At 63.4% G+C, this 15899-nt stretch carries 15 protein-coding genes and 1 tRNA gene; 12 read left to right on the plus strand and 4 right to left on the minus strand.

Annotation, left to right across the window (positions count from 1 at the left end):
- The first annotated feature begins 4 nt into the window (after window positions 1-4).
- Both C4K27_RS28255 and C4K27_RS28260 read left to right on the plus strand, forming a co-directional pair.
- Window positions 5-81 (plus strand) — tRNA-Ile (locus C4K27_RS28255).
- A 290-nt stretch (window positions 82-371) separates the two neighbouring features.
- Complete coding sequence (locus tag C4K27_RS28260) at window positions 372-1157, plus strand: WaaZ-like lipopolysaccharide core biosynthesis protein (RefSeq protein ID WP_223816106.1); 786 nt, start codon at window positions 372-374, stop codon at window positions 1155-1157.
- Window positions 1158-1239: 82 nt separating this feature from the next.
- Here C4K27_RS28260 and C4K27_RS28265 read toward each other — a convergent pair whose 3' ends face one another.
- Window positions 1240-3606: a glucose/quinate/shikimate family membrane-bound PQQ-dependent dehydrogenase gene (locus tag C4K27_RS28265; RefSeq protein ID WP_053262885.1), complete on the minus strand. Its 2367-nt coding sequence runs from the start codon at window positions 3604-3606 to the stop codon at window positions 1240-1242.
- Between the two features lie 221 nt (window positions 3607-3827).
- Between C4K27_RS28265 and C4K27_RS28270 the strand changes: the two genes are divergently transcribed.
- The 10 genes from C4K27_RS28270 to C4K27_RS28315 all read left to right on the plus strand — a co-directional run bounded on the left by C4K27_RS28270 (window position 3828) and on the right by C4K27_RS28315 (window position 14879).
- The gene (locus C4K27_RS28270) at window positions 3828-4289 is read left to right on the plus strand and encodes an Lrp/AsnC family transcriptional regulator (RefSeq protein WP_007926099.1); all 462 of its coding nucleotides are present in this window, start codon (window positions 3828-3830) and stop codon (window positions 4287-4289) included.
- A gap of 182 nt (window positions 4290-4471) precedes the next feature.
- On the plus strand, window positions 4472-6154 hold the full coding sequence (locus C4K27_RS28275) for a flavin monoamine oxidase family protein (RefSeq protein WP_053262886.1): 1683 nt from the start codon (window positions 4472-4474) through the stop codon (window positions 6152-6154).
- A gap of 107 nt (window positions 6155-6261) precedes the next feature.
- Window positions 6262-7056, plus strand: a complete 795-nt coding sequence (locus C4K27_RS28280) for a carbon-nitrogen hydrolase family protein (RefSeq protein WP_007926096.1) — start codon at window positions 6262-6264, stop codon at window positions 7054-7056.
- 48 nt (window positions 7057-7104) lie between these two features.
- Window positions 7105-9567 carry a pyrroloquinoline quinone biosynthesis protein PqqF gene (gene pqqF, locus C4K27_RS28285; protein ID WP_053262887.1) on the plus strand — a complete coding sequence of 821 codons (2463 nt, stop codon included), beginning with the start codon at window positions 7105-7107 and terminating at the stop codon, window positions 9565-9567.
- A gap of 156 nt (window positions 9568-9723) precedes the next feature.
- Entirely contained in the window at window positions 9724-9798 is a 75-nt protein-coding gene (gene pqqA / locus C4K27_RS28290) for a pyrroloquinoline quinone precursor peptide PqqA (protein ID WP_009045898.1), read from the plus strand.
- A gap of 71 nt (window positions 9799-9869) precedes the next feature.
- Entirely contained in the window at window positions 9870-10781 is a 912-nt protein-coding gene (gene pqqB, locus C4K27_RS28295) for a pyrroloquinoline quinone biosynthesis protein PqqB (protein ID WP_053262888.1), read from the plus strand.
- Window positions 10782-10903: 122 nt separating this feature from the next.
- Window positions 10904-11656 (plus strand): pyrroloquinoline-quinone synthase PqqC, encoded by a 753-nt coding sequence (gene pqqC / locus C4K27_RS28300; RefSeq protein ID WP_007926092.1) that lies wholly within the window; start codon window positions 10904-10906, stop codon window positions 11654-11656.
- Window positions 11653-11928, plus strand: a complete 276-nt coding sequence (gene pqqD / locus C4K27_RS28305) for a pyrroloquinoline quinone biosynthesis peptide chaperone PqqD (RefSeq protein ID WP_007926090.1) — start codon at window positions 11653-11655, stop codon at window positions 11926-11928. The genes pqqC and pqqD overlap by 4 nt, the downstream gene beginning before the upstream one ends.
- Window positions 11900-13072 (plus strand): pyrroloquinoline quinone biosynthesis protein PqqE, encoded by a 1173-nt coding sequence (gene pqqE, locus C4K27_RS28310; RefSeq protein ID WP_009045901.1) that lies wholly within the window; start codon window positions 11900-11902, stop codon window positions 13070-13072. Before pqqD ends, pqqE begins: the two co-directional genes overlap by 29 nt.
- Window positions 13038-14879 carry a S9 family peptidase gene (locus tag C4K27_RS28315; protein WP_053262889.1) on the plus strand — a complete coding sequence of 614 codons (1842 nt, stop codon included), beginning with the start codon at window positions 13038-13040 and terminating at the stop codon, window positions 14877-14879. The genes pqqE and C4K27_RS28315 overlap by 35 nt, the downstream gene beginning before the upstream one ends.
- Before the next feature lie 51 nt (window positions 14880-14930).
- Here C4K27_RS28315 and C4K27_RS28320 read toward each other — a convergent pair whose 3' ends face one another.
- The 3 genes from C4K27_RS28320 to C4K27_RS28330 all read right to left on the minus strand — a co-directional run bounded on the left by C4K27_RS28320 (window position 14931) and on the right by C4K27_RS28330 (window position 15891).
- Window positions 14931-15089, minus strand: coding sequence for a YqaE/Pmp3 family membrane protein (locus C4K27_RS28320; protein ID WP_003228885.1), 159 nt, complete (start codon window positions 15087-15089; stop codon window positions 14931-14933).
- 132 nt (window positions 15090-15221) lie between these two features.
- Window positions 15222-15542, minus strand: a complete 321-nt coding sequence (locus C4K27_RS28325) for a helix-turn-helix domain-containing protein (RefSeq protein WP_007926083.1) — start codon at window positions 15540-15542, stop codon at window positions 15222-15224.
- Window positions 15520-15891, minus strand: coding sequence for a type II toxin-antitoxin system RelE/ParE family toxin (locus C4K27_RS28330; protein WP_053262890.1), 372 nt, complete (start codon window positions 15889-15891; stop codon window positions 15520-15522). Before C4K27_RS28330 ends, C4K27_RS28325 begins: the two co-directional genes overlap by 23 nt.
- Between the last annotated feature and the right edge of the window lie 8 nt (window positions 15892-15899).

The raw sequence follows: 15899 nt of genomic DNA on the forward strand, positions 1-15899 counted from the left end.
CTGAGGGCCTATAGCTCAGTCGGTTAGAGCAGAGGACTCATAATCCTTTGGTCCACGGTTCGAGTCCGTGTGGGCCCACCATCTTTGAAAGCCGCGCATTGCGCGGCTTTCGCGTATTCAACGCGCTGCAAATCCCTCCATTCGGCCGCCAGGCCAGCAAAACGCCCGATCGTTTTTTCCAAGAAATCAGCCCTACCGCACAACTATTAAAAACCGCGGCGGTCATAACCGTTCGGAAGTCGTGCATGGCCTTTGTTTGGTCCTAGACTGCACTTCTATCAATGGGGGAGAGCCTGTCCTTTCCCCGGCGTGATGCACCACTTAAGCCACCCCATAATAATCAGAGTGGCCTGATGATTCGGACACAACACATGGAAGTAGTATCTACGGCGCCTTCGCCTGGCCGGGCAACGGGGTTTGCACGTTGCCGAAATATTCAGCAAGGCCCTGTTTTCATCATTGCATCCGGTAGTTCGGCAAAGGACTTCCCTATCGAAGCCTTCTCGAACATCCCGATGATCACCATGAACGGGGCCATCTCGATGTTCCGCGGGACCGGCATACAGCCCTTTTTTTATGCCTGCACCGACACCAGCTTCTCCCTCCAGCAACCCGAGCTCTTCACCCAGGCAATGGCTGTCAGTCAGCGCGTGGCGCTCTGGGAAGAACATGCCCGCACGATTCCAATCCAGCCTCGCGGCGAGCTGTTTCTGCTGAAGAAGGCGCCACGACAGACCTGGATGCAGCGATTACTCAGGAGCAACCGCGATCTGGTTCGCCCTCCCCTGCTCTGGGGCAACAGGAGCCGGACCATCGGTTTCAGCAAGAACCTTGAACTGGGTTTCTTCGACGCCCGCACGGTGGCTTATCTGGCGCTGCAACTCGCCTATCACGCCGGCTTCAATACGGCGATCCTGGTGGGCGTCGACCTGAATCCTGCCCAAGGGCGTTTTTATGAAACGCCAGATACCTTCAAGTCGCCCTGCGGCTTGGACCAGCACCTGCAATCACGGATCCTGCCGTCCTTGAAGCTGATGTCGGACAAGGTCATGGGCAAGGATTTCTCGGTCTACAACCTGTCCCCCACGTCGAGCATCCCTACTTCGATCATTCCCAAGATCAGTCTCGACGAACTCGACAAGCTGGTTAATCGCTGAGCATTCCATGCTCGGACGGATTGTATTCGCCCACAAAAAAACCGCGCCTTGCGCGGTTTTTCTGTAAGGCCAGGATCAGCCGTTATTCGGGCAATGCATAAGCGATCACATAGTCCCCACGGTCCGGCGACTGACGCGCGCCGCCCGCGGTCAGCAGGATGTACTGCCGGCCGGTCTTGGGCGAAACGTAGGTCATCGGCCCCGACTGGCTGCCCACCGGCAGGCGGGCTTTCCAGATTTCGTTGCCGTTGCCGGTATCGAAGGCGCGCAGGTAGAAATCCTGGGTGCCGGCGAAGAACAACAGGCCGGACTGGGTCGCCAGGGATGCACCCAGGGTCGGCATGCCGATCGGGATTGGCATGTGCATGCGAATACCCAGGGGACCGGTGTCTTGCACGGTACCGACCGGCACCTGCCACACCAACTTCCTGGTTTTCAGGTCGATGGCCGACAGGGTGCCGAACGGTGGCTTCTGGCACGGAATACCGGCAGGCGAGAGGAAACGCTGGCGCATCGCCCCAAACGGCGTGCCGTCCTGGGGTACTACGCCCATTTCGATACCGCTGGCCCCGGCCGCGATCTGCGCCCGCGGGATCATGTAGTTGGCCAGGCCCAGGCGCATGTCGTTGACGAACATATAGTTGCTGTTCGGGTCCACCGACACGCTGCCCCAGTTCATGCCGCCCAGGGAGCCCGGGAACTGCAAGGCATGATCCAGGCCCGGCGGGGTGTAGACACCTTCATGGCGCATGCCCTTGAACTGGATACGGCACATCAACTGGTCAAATGGCGTGGCACCCCACATGTCCGACTCGGTCAGGGTCTGGTTGCCGATCGACGGCATCTCCACCGAGAACGGCTGGGTTGGCGAGTAGCGTTCGCCCGGCATATTGCCCTGCGGCACCGGACGCTCTTCCACCCGGGCGATAGGCACGCCGGTTTCGCGGTTGAGCAGGAAGATCTCACCCTGCTTGGTGACCTGCGCCAGCGCCGGCTGCACCCCGCCCTTGTCGTCCGGCACGTCGTACAGCAGCGGCTGCGCCGGCAGGTCGAAGTCCCACAGGTCATGGTGAGTGGTCTGGAAGTGCCAGCGCACCTGACCGGTCTTCACGTCCAGGGCGACGATGGACGAACTCCACTTGTCGTCGAACTCCGTGCGCTGGCCGGCGAAGAAGTCTGGCGTGGCGTTGCCGGTCGGCAGGTAGACCAGACCGAGCTTGGCATCATAGGACATGGCCGACCAGACGTTCGGCGTACCGCGGGTGTAGGTCTCGCCTGCCGGCGGACGCTTGGTGGTGTTCGGGTTGCCCGGATCCCAGGCCCAGACCAGTTCGCCGCTGCGCACGTCAAAGGCGCGGACCACGCCCGGCGGCTCGCCGATGGAATAGTTGTCCGCCACCCGGCCGCCGACGATGACCACATTGCCGGCCACCAGCGGGGTCGAAGTCTGCTGGTAGTAGCCAGGCTTCACTTCGCCCATGTCGGTTTTCAGGTCGACCGTGCCTTTGTCGCCAAAGTCTTCGCACGGCTTGCCGGTTTGCGCGTTGATCGCGATCAGGCGCGCATCGCCGGTCGGCAGGAACAAACGCTTGGTGCAGGTGGCCGGAGCGACCGAGGGTTCAGCAGCAGGCTCGACGGAAGCATCGAAATAACCCAGGCCACGGCACCGCTGCCAGTTAGGCGCCGAGCCTTGCGGATCGAACTTCCAGCGTTCGGCGCCGGTGTCGGCGTCCAGGGCGAACACCTTGCCGTAGGCGGTGCAGGTATAGACCGTGTCACCGATCTGCAGCGGTGTGTTCTGGTCTTCGGCGCCCGCGCCGGTGCTTTGCGGAATATCGCCGGTGCGAAAAGTCCAGGCCACCTGCAACTGGTCGATGTTGCCCTTGTTGATCTGGTCCAGCGCGGCAAAACGATTGCCGGCGGTGGTGTTGCCCCAATGGGCCCAGTCTTTCTGCTCGGTACCTGGAGCCACAGGCTTGATCGCCGGCTCGCTGCTGGCCTTGACCACGTGGGTCGGCACAAACATGTAGGCCAGGGTCGCCACGACACCAATGCCCAGCACGCCGGCCAGGCCATAAGCGCCACGCCCGGCGGTCGCGCCCGAAGCACGCACCAGGGTCGGGTAGATCAGCGCCACCACCAGGCCGATAACGGCGAAGGTCAGCACCCGCGAAACCAGCGGCCAGTACTCCAGCCCGGCATCCCAGACCGCCCAGATCGCCGTGAGCACCAGCGCCCCCCCATACAGCCAGGCGCCAAGCGGGTTACGCCGGGCGATCAGCAGCCCGGAAACGATCATCGCCAGGCCCATCAGCAGGAAGAACCAGCTGCCGCCCAGACTGACCAGGTACCCGCCCCCGCCGGCCAGCCCCAGGCCGATCAATGTGATCAGCAAACCCAGCGCCCCCAGCAGCCATTTGCTGCCGGTGGCAGCCCCAGAATTATTCATGTCGGAAATTTCTCCCATTCTTTACGTGGCGCAAGAATGTACTAACCAGTTACTTATGACAACTTGTCGCAGGCAATTCGTGGCAAAAAATGTCATCCGCGCTGTTGAGCCTGGCCGTCACTACAGGGCCGGCAGCCAATACAACTGACGCCATGCCGCAAGCATCGCCTGGAGCGAGCCTGTAACATGCTCGGCCACCGTTGCCCGCGCCGGAGTTCACCTTGTCTGACAGCCGCCCTCCCGTCCTCGACGAAATCGACCGCCAACTGATCGCGGCCCTGCAGATCAATGCCCGCGAAAGCGTGGCCATGCTCGCCCGCCAGTTGGGGATCGCCCGTACCACCGTGACCTCGCGCCTGGCGCGGCTGGAAAAGGCGCGGGTGATTACCGGTTATGGCGTGCGCCTGGGTCAGCGGGTCATCGATGGCGGCTTGCAGGCCTACGTCGGGATCAAGGTGCAGCCGCGTTCCGGCAAGGAGGTCCTGCGGCGCCTGAGCGCCATGGCCCAGGTCCAGCAGCTCTGCGCGGTCAGTGGGGAATTCGACTATGTCGCCTGGCTGCGCACCGATTCGCCGGAACAGCTGGACCAGTTGCTTGACCAGATCGGCAGCGTCGACGGTGTGGAAAAGACCACCACCTCGATCATCCTCAGCAGCAAGATCGACCGTGGGCAGCCCGTCTGAAGGGCCTACCCTCGCTGCGACATGCGCAACTCGTCAATCTGCAAAGATAAATCGTCATATTGATTGCTCATCATCCAAAACGACGACATTTTGCGTCTTATTAACGTACGCAACGCTCCCTAGAATGGCTGCCATCTTTTCCTATACTCAGCGCTCTGCTCGAGTCGCCAGCAAGGTCAGCCATGAACAAGAACAATCGCCATCCTGCAGACGGTAAGAAACCCATCACCATTTTCGGCCCGGACTTCCCGTTCGCCTTCGACGACTGGATCGAGCACCCCGCCGGCCTGGGCAGCATCCCCGAAGCCAACCATGGCGCCGAAGTGGCGATTGTCGGTGCCGGTATCGCCGGGCTGGTGGCGGCCTACGAGCTGATGAAGCTGGGCCTCAAGCCCGTGGTGTACGAAGCCTCGAAAATGGGCGGCCGGCTGCGCTCCCAGGCGTTCGAAGGCGCCGAAGGGATCATCGCCGAACTGGGTGGCATGCGCTTTCCGGTGTCCTCCACGGCCTTCTATCACTACGTCGACAAGCTGGGTCTGGAGACCAAACCCTTTCCCAACCCGCTGACCCCGGCTTCCGGCAGCACGGTGATCGACCTCGAAGGCCAGACTCACTACGCGCAGAAGCTTGCCGACCTGCCGGCGCTGTTCCAGGAAGTGGCCGACGCCTGGGCCGATGCCCTGGAAGACGGTTCGCGCTTCGGCGAAATCCAGCAGGCCATTCGCGACCGCGACGTGCCACGCCTCAAGGAACTGTGGAACACCCTGGTGCCGCTGTGGGACGACCGCACCTTCTATGACTTCGTCGCCACCTCGAAGGCCTTCGCCAAGCTGTCGTTCCATCACCGCGAAGTGTTCGGCCAGGTCGGTTTCGGCACCGGCGGCTGGGATTCGGACTTCCCCAATTCGATGCTGGAAATCTTCCGTGTGGTGATGACCAACTGCGACGATCACCAGCACCTGGTGGTCGGCGGTGTCGAGCAGGTGCCACTGGGCATCTGGCGCCATGTGCCGGAGCGCTGCGCCCACTGGCCGCAAGGCACCAGCCTCAGCTCGCTGCACCATGGCGCTCCGCGTCCCGGGGTGAAACGCATCGCCCGGGCCGCCGATGGCCGCTTCAGCGTCACCGACAACTGGGGCGATACCCGCGAATACGCAGCAGTGCTGACCACCTGCCAGAGCTGGCTGCTGACCACCCAGATCGAATGCGAAGAGTCGCTGTTCTCGCAGAAGATGTGGATGGCCCTGGACCGCACCCGCTACATGCAATCGTCGAAGACCTTCGTCATGGTCGACCGGCCGTTCTGGAAAGACAAAGACCCGGAAACCGGTCGCGACCTGATGAGCATGACCCTCACCGATCGCCTGACTCGCGGCACCTACCTGTTCGATAACGGCGACGACAAGCCGGGGGTCATCTGCCTGTCCTATTCGTGGATGAGCGACGCCCTGAAGATGCTGCCGCACCCGGTGGAAAAACGGGTCAAGCTGGCCCTCGATGCCCTGAAGAAAATCTACCCGAAAGTCGATATCGCCGGGCGCATCATCGGCGATCCGATCACTGTGTCCTGGGAGGCCGATCCACACTTCCTCGGCGCGTTCAAGGGCGCGCTGCCCGGCCACTACCGCTATAACCAGCGCATGTACGCGCACTTCATGCAGGACGACCTGCCCGCCGAGCAGCGCGGTATCTTCATCGCCGGCGACGATGTGTCCTGGACTCCGGCCTGGGTCGAGGGCGCGGTACAGACCTCGCTCAACGCGGTCTGGGGCATCATGAAGCACTTCGGCGGGCAGACCCACGCCGAGAACCCGGGACCGGGCGACATGTTCCACGAAATCGGCCCCATCGCCCTGGCCGACTGAACCCGTAGCCGCTGCCGCAGGCTGCGATCGAGCGCAACGCTCGTGGCCTTTGAGCAGCCCGCGGCAACGGCTACAGTGACAGTCCAGCGCACAGAGGAGTCATCGCCATGCGTGTAGCGCTTTATCAATGTGCCCCACAACCGCTGGATGTCGCCGGCAACCTGCAACGCCTGCAGAAAGTCGCCGTGGAAGCTTCCGGCGCCGACCTGCTGGTGCTGCCGGAGATGTTCTTGAGCGGCTACAACATCGGTGTCGAGGCGGTGGGCGCCCTGGCCGAAGCCCAGGATGGCCCGTCGGCGCAATACATCGCCAATGTCGCCCAGTCGGCGGGCATCGCGATTCTGTATGGCTACCCGGAGCGCGCCGACGACGGCCAGATCTACAACGCCGTGCAACTGATCGACCGCAACGGCCAACGCCTGTGCAACTACCGCAAGACCCACCTGTTCGGCGATCTCGACCGCTCGATGTTCAGCGCAGGTCCAGACGATTTCCCCCTGGTGGAACTCAATGGCTGGAAGCTCGGTTTCCTGATCTGCTACGACATCGAGTTCCCGGAGAACGCCAGGCGCCTGGCGCTGGCCGGGGCCGAGCTGATTCTGGTGCCCACCGCCAACATGCTGCCCTACGACTTCATCGCCGATGTCACTGTGCGTTCGCGCGCCTTCGAAAACCAATGTTATGTGGCCTACGCCAACTACTGCGGCCACGAAGACGAGATCCACTACTGTGGCCAGAGCAGCATCGCCGCCCCCGACGGCCAGCGGATTGCCCTCGCCGGGCTGGACGAAGCCCTGATAACCGGCACGCTGGACCGCCAGTTGATGCTCGATTCCCGCGCCGCCAACCGCTACTTCCATGACCGTCGCCCGGAGCTTTACGACGACCTGAACAAGCGCTGATCCGGGGTTATCCGCTAGCATGGGCGCTTCACTGTTCTGGAAGTGCTCATGCCCGCGCTGAACCACCCTCTGCCTCATCGGGAAACCCTGGCCAACGGCCTGCGGGTTTCACTGCACCACGTCCCTCGATTGAAACGCTGCGCGGCGACCCTGCGGGTCTCGGCCGGCAGTCACGACGTACCGCTGGCCTGGCCCGGGCTGGCGCACTTTCTCGAACACCTGCTGTTTCTCGGCACCGAGCGTTTTCCCGCGCAACAGGGCTTGATGGCCTATGTGCAACGCCACGGCGGCCAGGTGAACGCCAGCACCGGCGAACGCCACACCGACTTCTTCTTCGAACTGCCCCCCGTGGATTTCACTGGCGGGCTAGAGCGCCTGGCCGACATGCTCACCCACCCGCGCATGAGCCAGGAAGACCAGTTGCGCGAGCGCGAGGTGCTGCACGCGGAGTTCATCGCCTGGTCGCGGGATGCCGCGGCGCAACGGCAATTGGCCTTGCTCGACGGCCTGTCCGCGGAGCATCCCCTGCGGGCGTTCCACGCCGGCAATCGCTACAGCCTCAACGTGCCGCGCCCGGCGTTTCAACAGGCGTTGCAGGCCTTCTATCAGGCTCACTACCACAGCGGGCAAATGTCCCTGAGCCTGGCCGGCCCCCAATCCCTGGAAGAGCTGAAAGCCCTGGCCCAGGTTTTTGGCGCCATCCTCGTCGTCGGTAAAGCGCAACCGCAAGCAGCCCCGGTGCCCTTGCTGACATCTGCACAGCAGCATTATCAGCAGCTCGACGGGCGCCACCTGAACCTGCTGTTCGCCTGCGAGCAACTGCCCACGGCCGCCCGCGAAGCGCTGGATTTTCTCTGCACCTGGCTGGCCTGCGGCAAATCCGGCGGGCTGCTGGCCATGCTCAAGGAGCGCAAGCTGGTCGAAGGGTTGAAGGCCGCGCCGCTGTATCAGTTTGCCGGCCAGGCGCTGCTGCATATCCAGTTCGACTTGACCGAGCAAGGCGCCCAACAGCCGGAGCAGGTGAGTGAGTTGCTCTTCGATTGGCTGGCGTTTTTCAGCAGCCAGGACGACTGGCCGGCATTGCGCGACGAATACGCCCTGCTGCAACAGCGCCAACACCAGGTCGCCAGCGCACTGGCGTTGGCAAGACTGAATAACGAGCAGTTGGAACCGCAGCTGTCCGACCGCGGTGTCACGGCCCTCAAAGCCCTGTTGTCGCAACTTCAAGCCCCGTCGGCAGCCAGCGGCATCGGCTGGCAACTGCCTGCGCCCAATCCGTTCCTGCGCAGCTCGGCGCCAACCGCCCGGGCCGGCCTGATTCGCGGGCAAACCAGCGCCCACCGCGGCTTGCGCACCTTCGCCCAGGACCGCTTGCGACAGCGTCGCGAATCCTCGGCGATGACCTTCAGCCAAACCATCGCCGACAACGCTGGCGAGGCCGCCCTGTACTTGCGCTGGCGCCTGCAAAGCGTGTTGCCGCAGGAACTGCGCAGCCGCTTGCAAAACCACCTGCGCAACCTGCGGGACGACGGACTTCAGGCGGGCGTCGAGCTGTCCCTCGGTGTCTCGGGCAACCAGTGCTTGCTGACGCTGAAGGGGCTTCCCGAACCGATGCCGGCCATGCTCCAGCAGGCTCTGCTGGAACTGAGCGAACCCGGCGCGGCGTTCTGGCAGATGCCCCCGGCGACTCCCACGCCGCTGTTGCCGATCCGCCAATTGCTCCAGGAACTGCCCGAGCGCTGCCTGGACATACCCGCCTGCGAGGAACCGCATCCACTGGATGAACAAGGCTGGCAAACGCTGTGGGAAGGCGCCCACTGGGATGGCCTGGCCATCGGCCTGGCCCATGCCCAAAGCGCAATCGGCGCAGCATTGAGCAAAGCCCCAGGCACCGCCGACAGCCAGCTGTCAGCGCCACCCTCGATAGCCGCGCAGCAGCACTGGCATGAGGTCGCAACCGGCTCCGGCGAGCAGGCCCTGCTGCTGTTTTGCCCGGCACCGGACACCACCCTTCAGCAGGAAGCCAGCTGGCGGCTGCTGGGGCAGCTTGGCCAGATGCCGTTCTATCAGCGCCTGCGGGTCGAGCTGCAACTGGGCTATGCGGTGTTCAGCGGTGTGCGACAGATCAACGGCCAGACCGGCCTGCTGTTCGGCGTGCAGTCGCCCAGCGCCCCTCTGAGCGAGATCCTCGAGCATATCCGGGCGTTCCTGGCGCAGTTGCCCGAGTTGATCGAGGCACTGGATGACACCTCCCTGGACGACTTGAAAGCTAACCTGGCCGCCCAGTTCGATGCCCGTGCATTGCCCGTGGCACACCTGGCCGAGCTGCTCTGGCAGGGTCGACTGGCCGGCCATCCGTCGGATTACCTGGAGCAATTGCAACAGGAAATCATGGCGGCGCCCCGGCCACAGCTGTTGCTCGCGGCCGAACAGTTACAGCAGGCGCAAGGCGGCTGGCTCTGCCTGGCCAGCGGTGCCTGCCCGGGCGCCCCCTGGCAAGCGGGAAAATGATCGTTACCCTGGCTGCAACGAGCTTTCTTCAACAATTGCAGTCATTCCCCGGGGGGAATTTAGTAAGATAGCCCCCTAAGCATCTGAACATCTCCGGTTGGAGGTGGACTATATGTATAGATCTCAACCGTCCCACCCACCTGAAGGAGCACCTCTATGTCCTGGTCCAAACCGGCTTACACCGACCTGCGTATCGGCTTTGAAGTCACCATGTACTTCGCCAGCCGTTGATTGCTCGCGCAGTGCAACGCCTCGGCTCGCCGGGGCGTTTTTATTTTCAGCCTTAACCTGATGGAGCGGCCATGTTTGTCCAGATTCTAGGTTCCGCCGCCGGTGGCGGTTTTCCGCAGTGGAACTGCAACTGCGCGAACTGCGCGGGCTTTCGCGACGGCAGCCTGCGGGCAAAGGCTCGCACCCAATCGTCGATCGCCATTTCCGATGACGGCGTGAACTGGGTCCTGTGCAACGCCTCGCCGGACATCCGCGCCCAGCTCCAGGGCTTCGCCCCGATGCAACCGGGCCGCGCCCTGCGCGACACCGGGATCAGCGCAATCATCCTGATGGACAGCCAGATCGACCACACCACCGGCCTGCTCAGCCTGCGCGAAGGCTGCCCGCATCAGGTCTGGTGCACCGACATGGTCCATGAAGACCTCAGCAGCGGTTTCCCGCTGTTCACCATGCTCACCCACTGGAACGGCGGGCTGGACTGGAACCGCATCGAACTCGACCGGAGTTTCACCATCCCGGCCTGCCCGAACCTGCGCTTCAGCCCGCTGCCGCTGCGCAGCGCCGCGCCGCCCTATTCGCCCCATCGCTTCGATCCGCATCCGGGCGATAACATCGGCCTGATCGTCGAAGACCTGCGCACCGGCGGCAAGCTGTTCTACGCCCCGGGGCTGGGCAAGGTCGACGCGGCGCTGCTGGAAATCATGAGCGGCAGCGACTGCCTGCTGGTGGACGGCACCCTGTGGGAAGACGACGAGATGCAGCGTCGCGGCGTCGGCACCCGGACCGGGCGGGAAATGGGCCACCTGGCGCAGAACGGCCCTGGCGGCATGCTGGAAGTGCTGGAACAGTTGCCAGAGCAGCGCAAGATTCTTATCCACATCAACAACACCAACCCGATCCTCGACGAGGATTCCGCCGAACGCGCGGAGCTGGCGCGGCGTAACGTTGAAGTGGCTTACGACGGCATGAGTATCGAGCTGTAACCACAGGAGCTATCGCGGGCAAGCCGCGCGCCTACGGACAGCGCTACCTGTAGGAGCGAGGCTTGCCCGCGATGAGGCCCGATGAGGCAACACTATCCACGGTTGTTCCCCGGAGAACCGCAATGACTGACACAGCAATGTCCCCCGCCGAATTCGAGCAAGCCCTTCGGGCCAAGGGCGCCTATTACCACATCCACCACCCATATCATGTGGCGATGTACCAGGGCCGGGCGACCCGCGAGCAGATCCAGGGCTGGGTTGCCAACCGCTTCTACTACCAGGTGAACATCCCGCTCAAGGACGCGGCGATTCTCGCCAACTGTCCGGATCGGGAAATTCGTCGCGAGTGGATTCAGCGCCTGCTGGACCACGATGGCGCCCCCGGCGAAGACGGTGGCATCGAGGCCTGGTTGCGCCTGGGGCAAGCGGTCGGTCTCGACCCGGACCAGCTGCGCTCGCAAGAGCTGGTGCTGCCGGGCGTGCGTTTCGCCGTCGACGCCTACGTCAACTTCGCCCGCCGCGCCAGCTGGCAGGAGGCCGCCAGCAGCTCGCTGACCGAGCTGTTCGCGCCGCAGATCCACCAGTCGCGTCTCGACAGCTGGCCCCAGCATTACCCGTGGATCGACCCGGCCGGCTATGAATACTTCCGCACCCGCCTGGGCCAGGCGCGGCGCGATGTCGAGCACGGGCTGGCGATCACACTGCAGCACTACACCACTCGCGCCGGCCAGGAGCGCATGCTGGAAATTCTCCAGTTCAAACTGGACATCCTTTGGAGCATGCTCGACGCCATGAGCATGGCCTATGAACTCAATCGCCCGCCGTATCACAGCGTCACCACAGAACGGGTCTGGCATAAAGGAATCACCCTATGAGCTTCGATCGCAGCAAGACCCCGACCTGGCGCCCCGGCTACCGCTTCCAGTACGAACCGGCGCAGAAGGGCCATGTACTGCTCTACCCTGAAGGCATGATCAAGCTCAACGAGAGCGCCGCGCTGATCGGTGGGTTGATCGACGGCGAACGGGATGTCGCGGCGATCATCCAGACGCTGCAAGTCCAGTTCCCCGACGTGCCCGAACTCGGTGACGACATCGAGCAATTCATGGAGGTCGCCCGTGCACAGCACTGGATCGAACTTGGCTGATTCGCCAGCGCCGATACCGCCCAAGCCGGAAGTCGGCCTGCCGCTGTGGCTGCTGGCCGAGCTGACCTACCGATGCCCGCTGCAATGCCCGTACTGCTCCAACCCGCTGGATTTCGCCGAGCAGGGCAAGGAGCTGAGCACCGAGCAGTGGCTCAAGGTGTTTCGCGAAGCCCGGGAGATGGGCGCCGCGCAGCTGGGCTTTTCCGGTGGCGAACCGCTGGTGCGCCAGGACCTTGCCGAGCTGATCGGCGAGGCGCGCAAGCTGGGTTTCTACACCAACCTGATCACCTCCGGCATCGGCCTGACCGAGCAGAAGATCAGCGACTTCAAGAAGGCCGGGCTCGATCATATCCAGATCAGTTTCCAGGCCAGCGACGAGCAGGTGAACAACCTGTTGGCCGGCTCGAAGAAAGCCTTCGCCCAGAAGCTGGAAATGGCCCGGGCGGTGAAAGCCCACGGCTACCCGATGGTGCTGAACTTCGTCACCCATCGGCACAACATCGATCGGATCGACCGCATCATCGAGCTGTGCATCGCCCTGGAAGCCGACTTTGTCGAGCTCGCCACCTGCCAGTTCTACGGCTGGGCCCAGCTCAATCGCGTCGGCCTGCTGCCGACCAAGGAACAACTGGTACGCGCCGAACGCATCACCAACGAATACCGCGCCAGGCTGGAAGCCGAAGGGCATCCGTGCAAACTGATTTTCGTCACCCCGGACTACTACGAGGAACGCCCGAAAGCCTGCATGAACGGCTGGGGCAGCATTTTCCTCACGGTCACGCCGGACGGCACCGCCCTGCCCTGCCACGGTGCCCGGCAGTTGCCCGTGCAGTTCCCCAATGTGCGTGACCACAGCATGCAGCACATCTGGTATGACTCCTTCGGCTTCAACCGCTTCCGTGGTTATGACTGGATGCCCGAGCCCTGCCGCTCCTGCGATGAAAAGGAAAAGGACTTCGGTGGCTGCCGCTGCCAGGCCTTCATGCTCACGGGCGATGCCAGCAATGCCGACCCGGTGTGCAGCAAGTCGCACCATCACGGCGTGATCCTCAAGGCCCGCGAAGAAGCCGAGCACGCCACTCAGACCATCGAACAACTGGCCTTCCGTAATGAACGAAACTCGCGCCTCATCGCCAAGGGCTGAATCCTTCAGCGCCGCCAAAGCCGTCGCCGCCGGCATCGATTTCGCCGAGCTGCGGCTCGGCGCCAACGGCCTGTTCTGGAACGAATACCGCCCCGAAGACGCCGCCTGCCGGATCTGGCACTGGCGCGACAACCAGGCCCGCTGCCTGACGCCACAAGGTTTCAGCGTGCGCAGCCGGGTCTATGAATACGGCGGCGGCGCCTTTTGCCTGAGCAATGACGGGCTGGTGTTCGTCAACGAGGCGGACCAGCAGCTCTACCGACAATCCCTGCAAGGCGAAGCGCCGGTAGCCCTGACCTGCGGCGAGTGCCGTTATGGCGACCTGCAGTTCGCCGCCGGCCAGGTGCTGGCAGTGGAAGAGCACAACAACCGGCATTGCCTGGTGGCCATCGACTCCGGTAGCGGAAAACGCCAGCTGCTGGCCGAAGGGGCGGACTTCTACGCGGCGCCCACCTTGAGCCCGGACGGCCAGCGCCTGGCATGGATCGAATGGGATCGGCCGCATCAGCCCTGGACCTCGACCCGCCTGATGGTCGCCGAGCGCCTGGCCAACGGCCGCTGGGATGACCCTCGGTGCCTGGCCGGCGATGGCGAGGAAGAGTCGCTGCAACAACCATGTTTCGATGAAGCCGGGCGGCTGTACTGCCTGACCGACCGCGCCGGCTTCTGGCAACCCTGGGGTGAAACCCCAAGCGGCCTGCAAGCGCTGCCCTGCGCCGCCGCCGATCACGCCCCGGCACCCTGGCAATTGGGCTGCTGCACCTGGCTGCCGCTGGGCGGCGACAGCTGGCTGGGTACCTGGACGCAAGCCGGTTTTGGCCGCTTGGGGCTGCGCCTGGCGGAGGGTGAGCAACAGGACTTCAGCGGCGACTACAGCCGCTTCCGCAACCTGGCGCTGGATGAACGGTTTATCTACTGCATCGCGGCGTCGCCTGTGAGTCCGTCCGCGGTGATCGCCATTGACCGCCAATCGCAGCAGGTCAAGGTCCTGGCTGGCGGCGTGGCGCCCCTGCTGCCCGAGCAGATCAGCCGTCCGCAAACCCTGCGTTACCCCAGCGGCCAGGGCGAGGCCCACGGCTTTTTCTACCCGGCCATGAGCGATGACGACCGGCCGCCGCTGGTGGTGTTCATCCACGGCGGCCCCACCTCGGCCTGTTATCCGATACTCGACCCGCGTATCCAGTACTGGGCGCAACGGGGGTTCGCCGTGGCCGACCTGAACTATCGCGGCAGCACCGGCTATGGCCGCGAGTACCGGCAAGCCCTGCACTTGAGCTGGGGCGAAGTGGATGTGGAGGACGCCTGCGCAGTGGTCGCGTATCTGGCCCGACAAGGCCTGATCGATGGCGACCGGGCGTTCATCCGCGGTGGCAGCGCCGGCGGCTACACCACCCTTTGCGCCCTGGCCTTCGCCGATGTATTCCGTGCCGGCGCCAGCCTGTATGGCGTCAGCGACCCCGTGGCCCTGGCGCGAGACACCCACAAGTTCGAAGGCGACTACCTTGACTGGCTGATCGGCGACCCCGAACAGGATGCCGAACGCTACAAGGCCCGCACCCCGCTGTTGCATGCCGGCAATATCCGCGTGCCAGTGGTTTTCTTCCAGGGTGAACTCGACGCCGTGGTAGTGCCCCAGCAGACCCGGGACATGCTCAAGGCGTTACAGGACAACGGCATTACGGCCCAAGCGCACTATTACCCGGACGAGCGCCACGGTTTTCGCAAGGCCGCCAATCAGGCGCACGCCCTGGAACAGGAATGGCTGTTTTATCGGCAGGTAATGGAACAGACGGACGCACCGGAATAATCGCCGCCCAAGGGGGGACAAGCCCGCTCCTCTGCGGAGCGGGCGCCAGGCTCAGCGCTTGGCGATGATGTACACCGCATGCACGATCCCCGGGATGTAGCCGCACAGGGTCAGCAGGATATTCAGCCAGAACGCACCGCCAAACCCCACTTGCAGGAACACACCCAATGGCGGTAACAGAATGGCGATGATGATGCGGATAAAGTCCATGGGGCAGCTCCTGATAGCAATCGACTCGTACGAGCCTCACCGCTAATCGACCCATGGCGTTCGGCAGGGTTCAATCGATTCTGGCCAAGGGCCAGTTTTTATCCCCAGGCCGGGCGGTGTTTCAGTGCCGGCTCACGCCAGTATTTCAAGGCCGTGCTTCTGCACGATGCTCAGCAGCTTCAACGCCATGCCGCTCGGGTGCTTCTCGCCAGACTCCCACTGCTTCACCGTGGACGCGCTGGTGTTCAGGTAGCGGGCAAAGACCGGCTGGCTGACGTTACTACGCTCGCGCAGCAGCTTGATCTGCTCCGCAGGAATATTCGCCGGTACTGGCGCGATACACGCCTCATCGAACTGGCGCATGGTGGTTTTGCCGATGGCGCCGATGGCGTGCAGGGCACTGGCCGACTCGTGTATCGATTCAAGGGCTTCAGTCTTGAATGGCTTGCTCATGTCTGATCTCCACAAACGCTTTCATCTCGAGTAACTGCTGGACCTGCCAGCCATCCAGCCCTTCGTAGGCCTTGGCCAGCGCGCGGAATGCCTGCAGCTCCTGGTGGCTGATATTGCTCTGGTCCTGCTTGGCGAACAGGAATTGGAACACCCAGTAGCGCCGCCCCCTGGCCAGGACGATCGAACGATGGCGGTTGGCGTTCAGGCGTTTTTTCCAGACCCCGCCACCCAGGTCATCAGCCTGGCCTTTGCATAACTCGCTGAATGCGGCCAGCAACTGGTCGTCATGGATCAAGGCTTTTTTAGCCGCAACAGCAAAACCTTTGGTTTTGAACAACCTTATTGTCATGGCTTCCC

This window comes from Pseudomonas chlororaphis subsp. chlororaphis (genome assembly GCF_003945765.1).
In the GTDB taxonomy this organism is placed as follows: domain Bacteria; phylum Pseudomonadota; class Gammaproteobacteria; order Pseudomonadales; family Pseudomonadaceae; genus Aquipseudomonas; species Aquipseudomonas chlororaphis.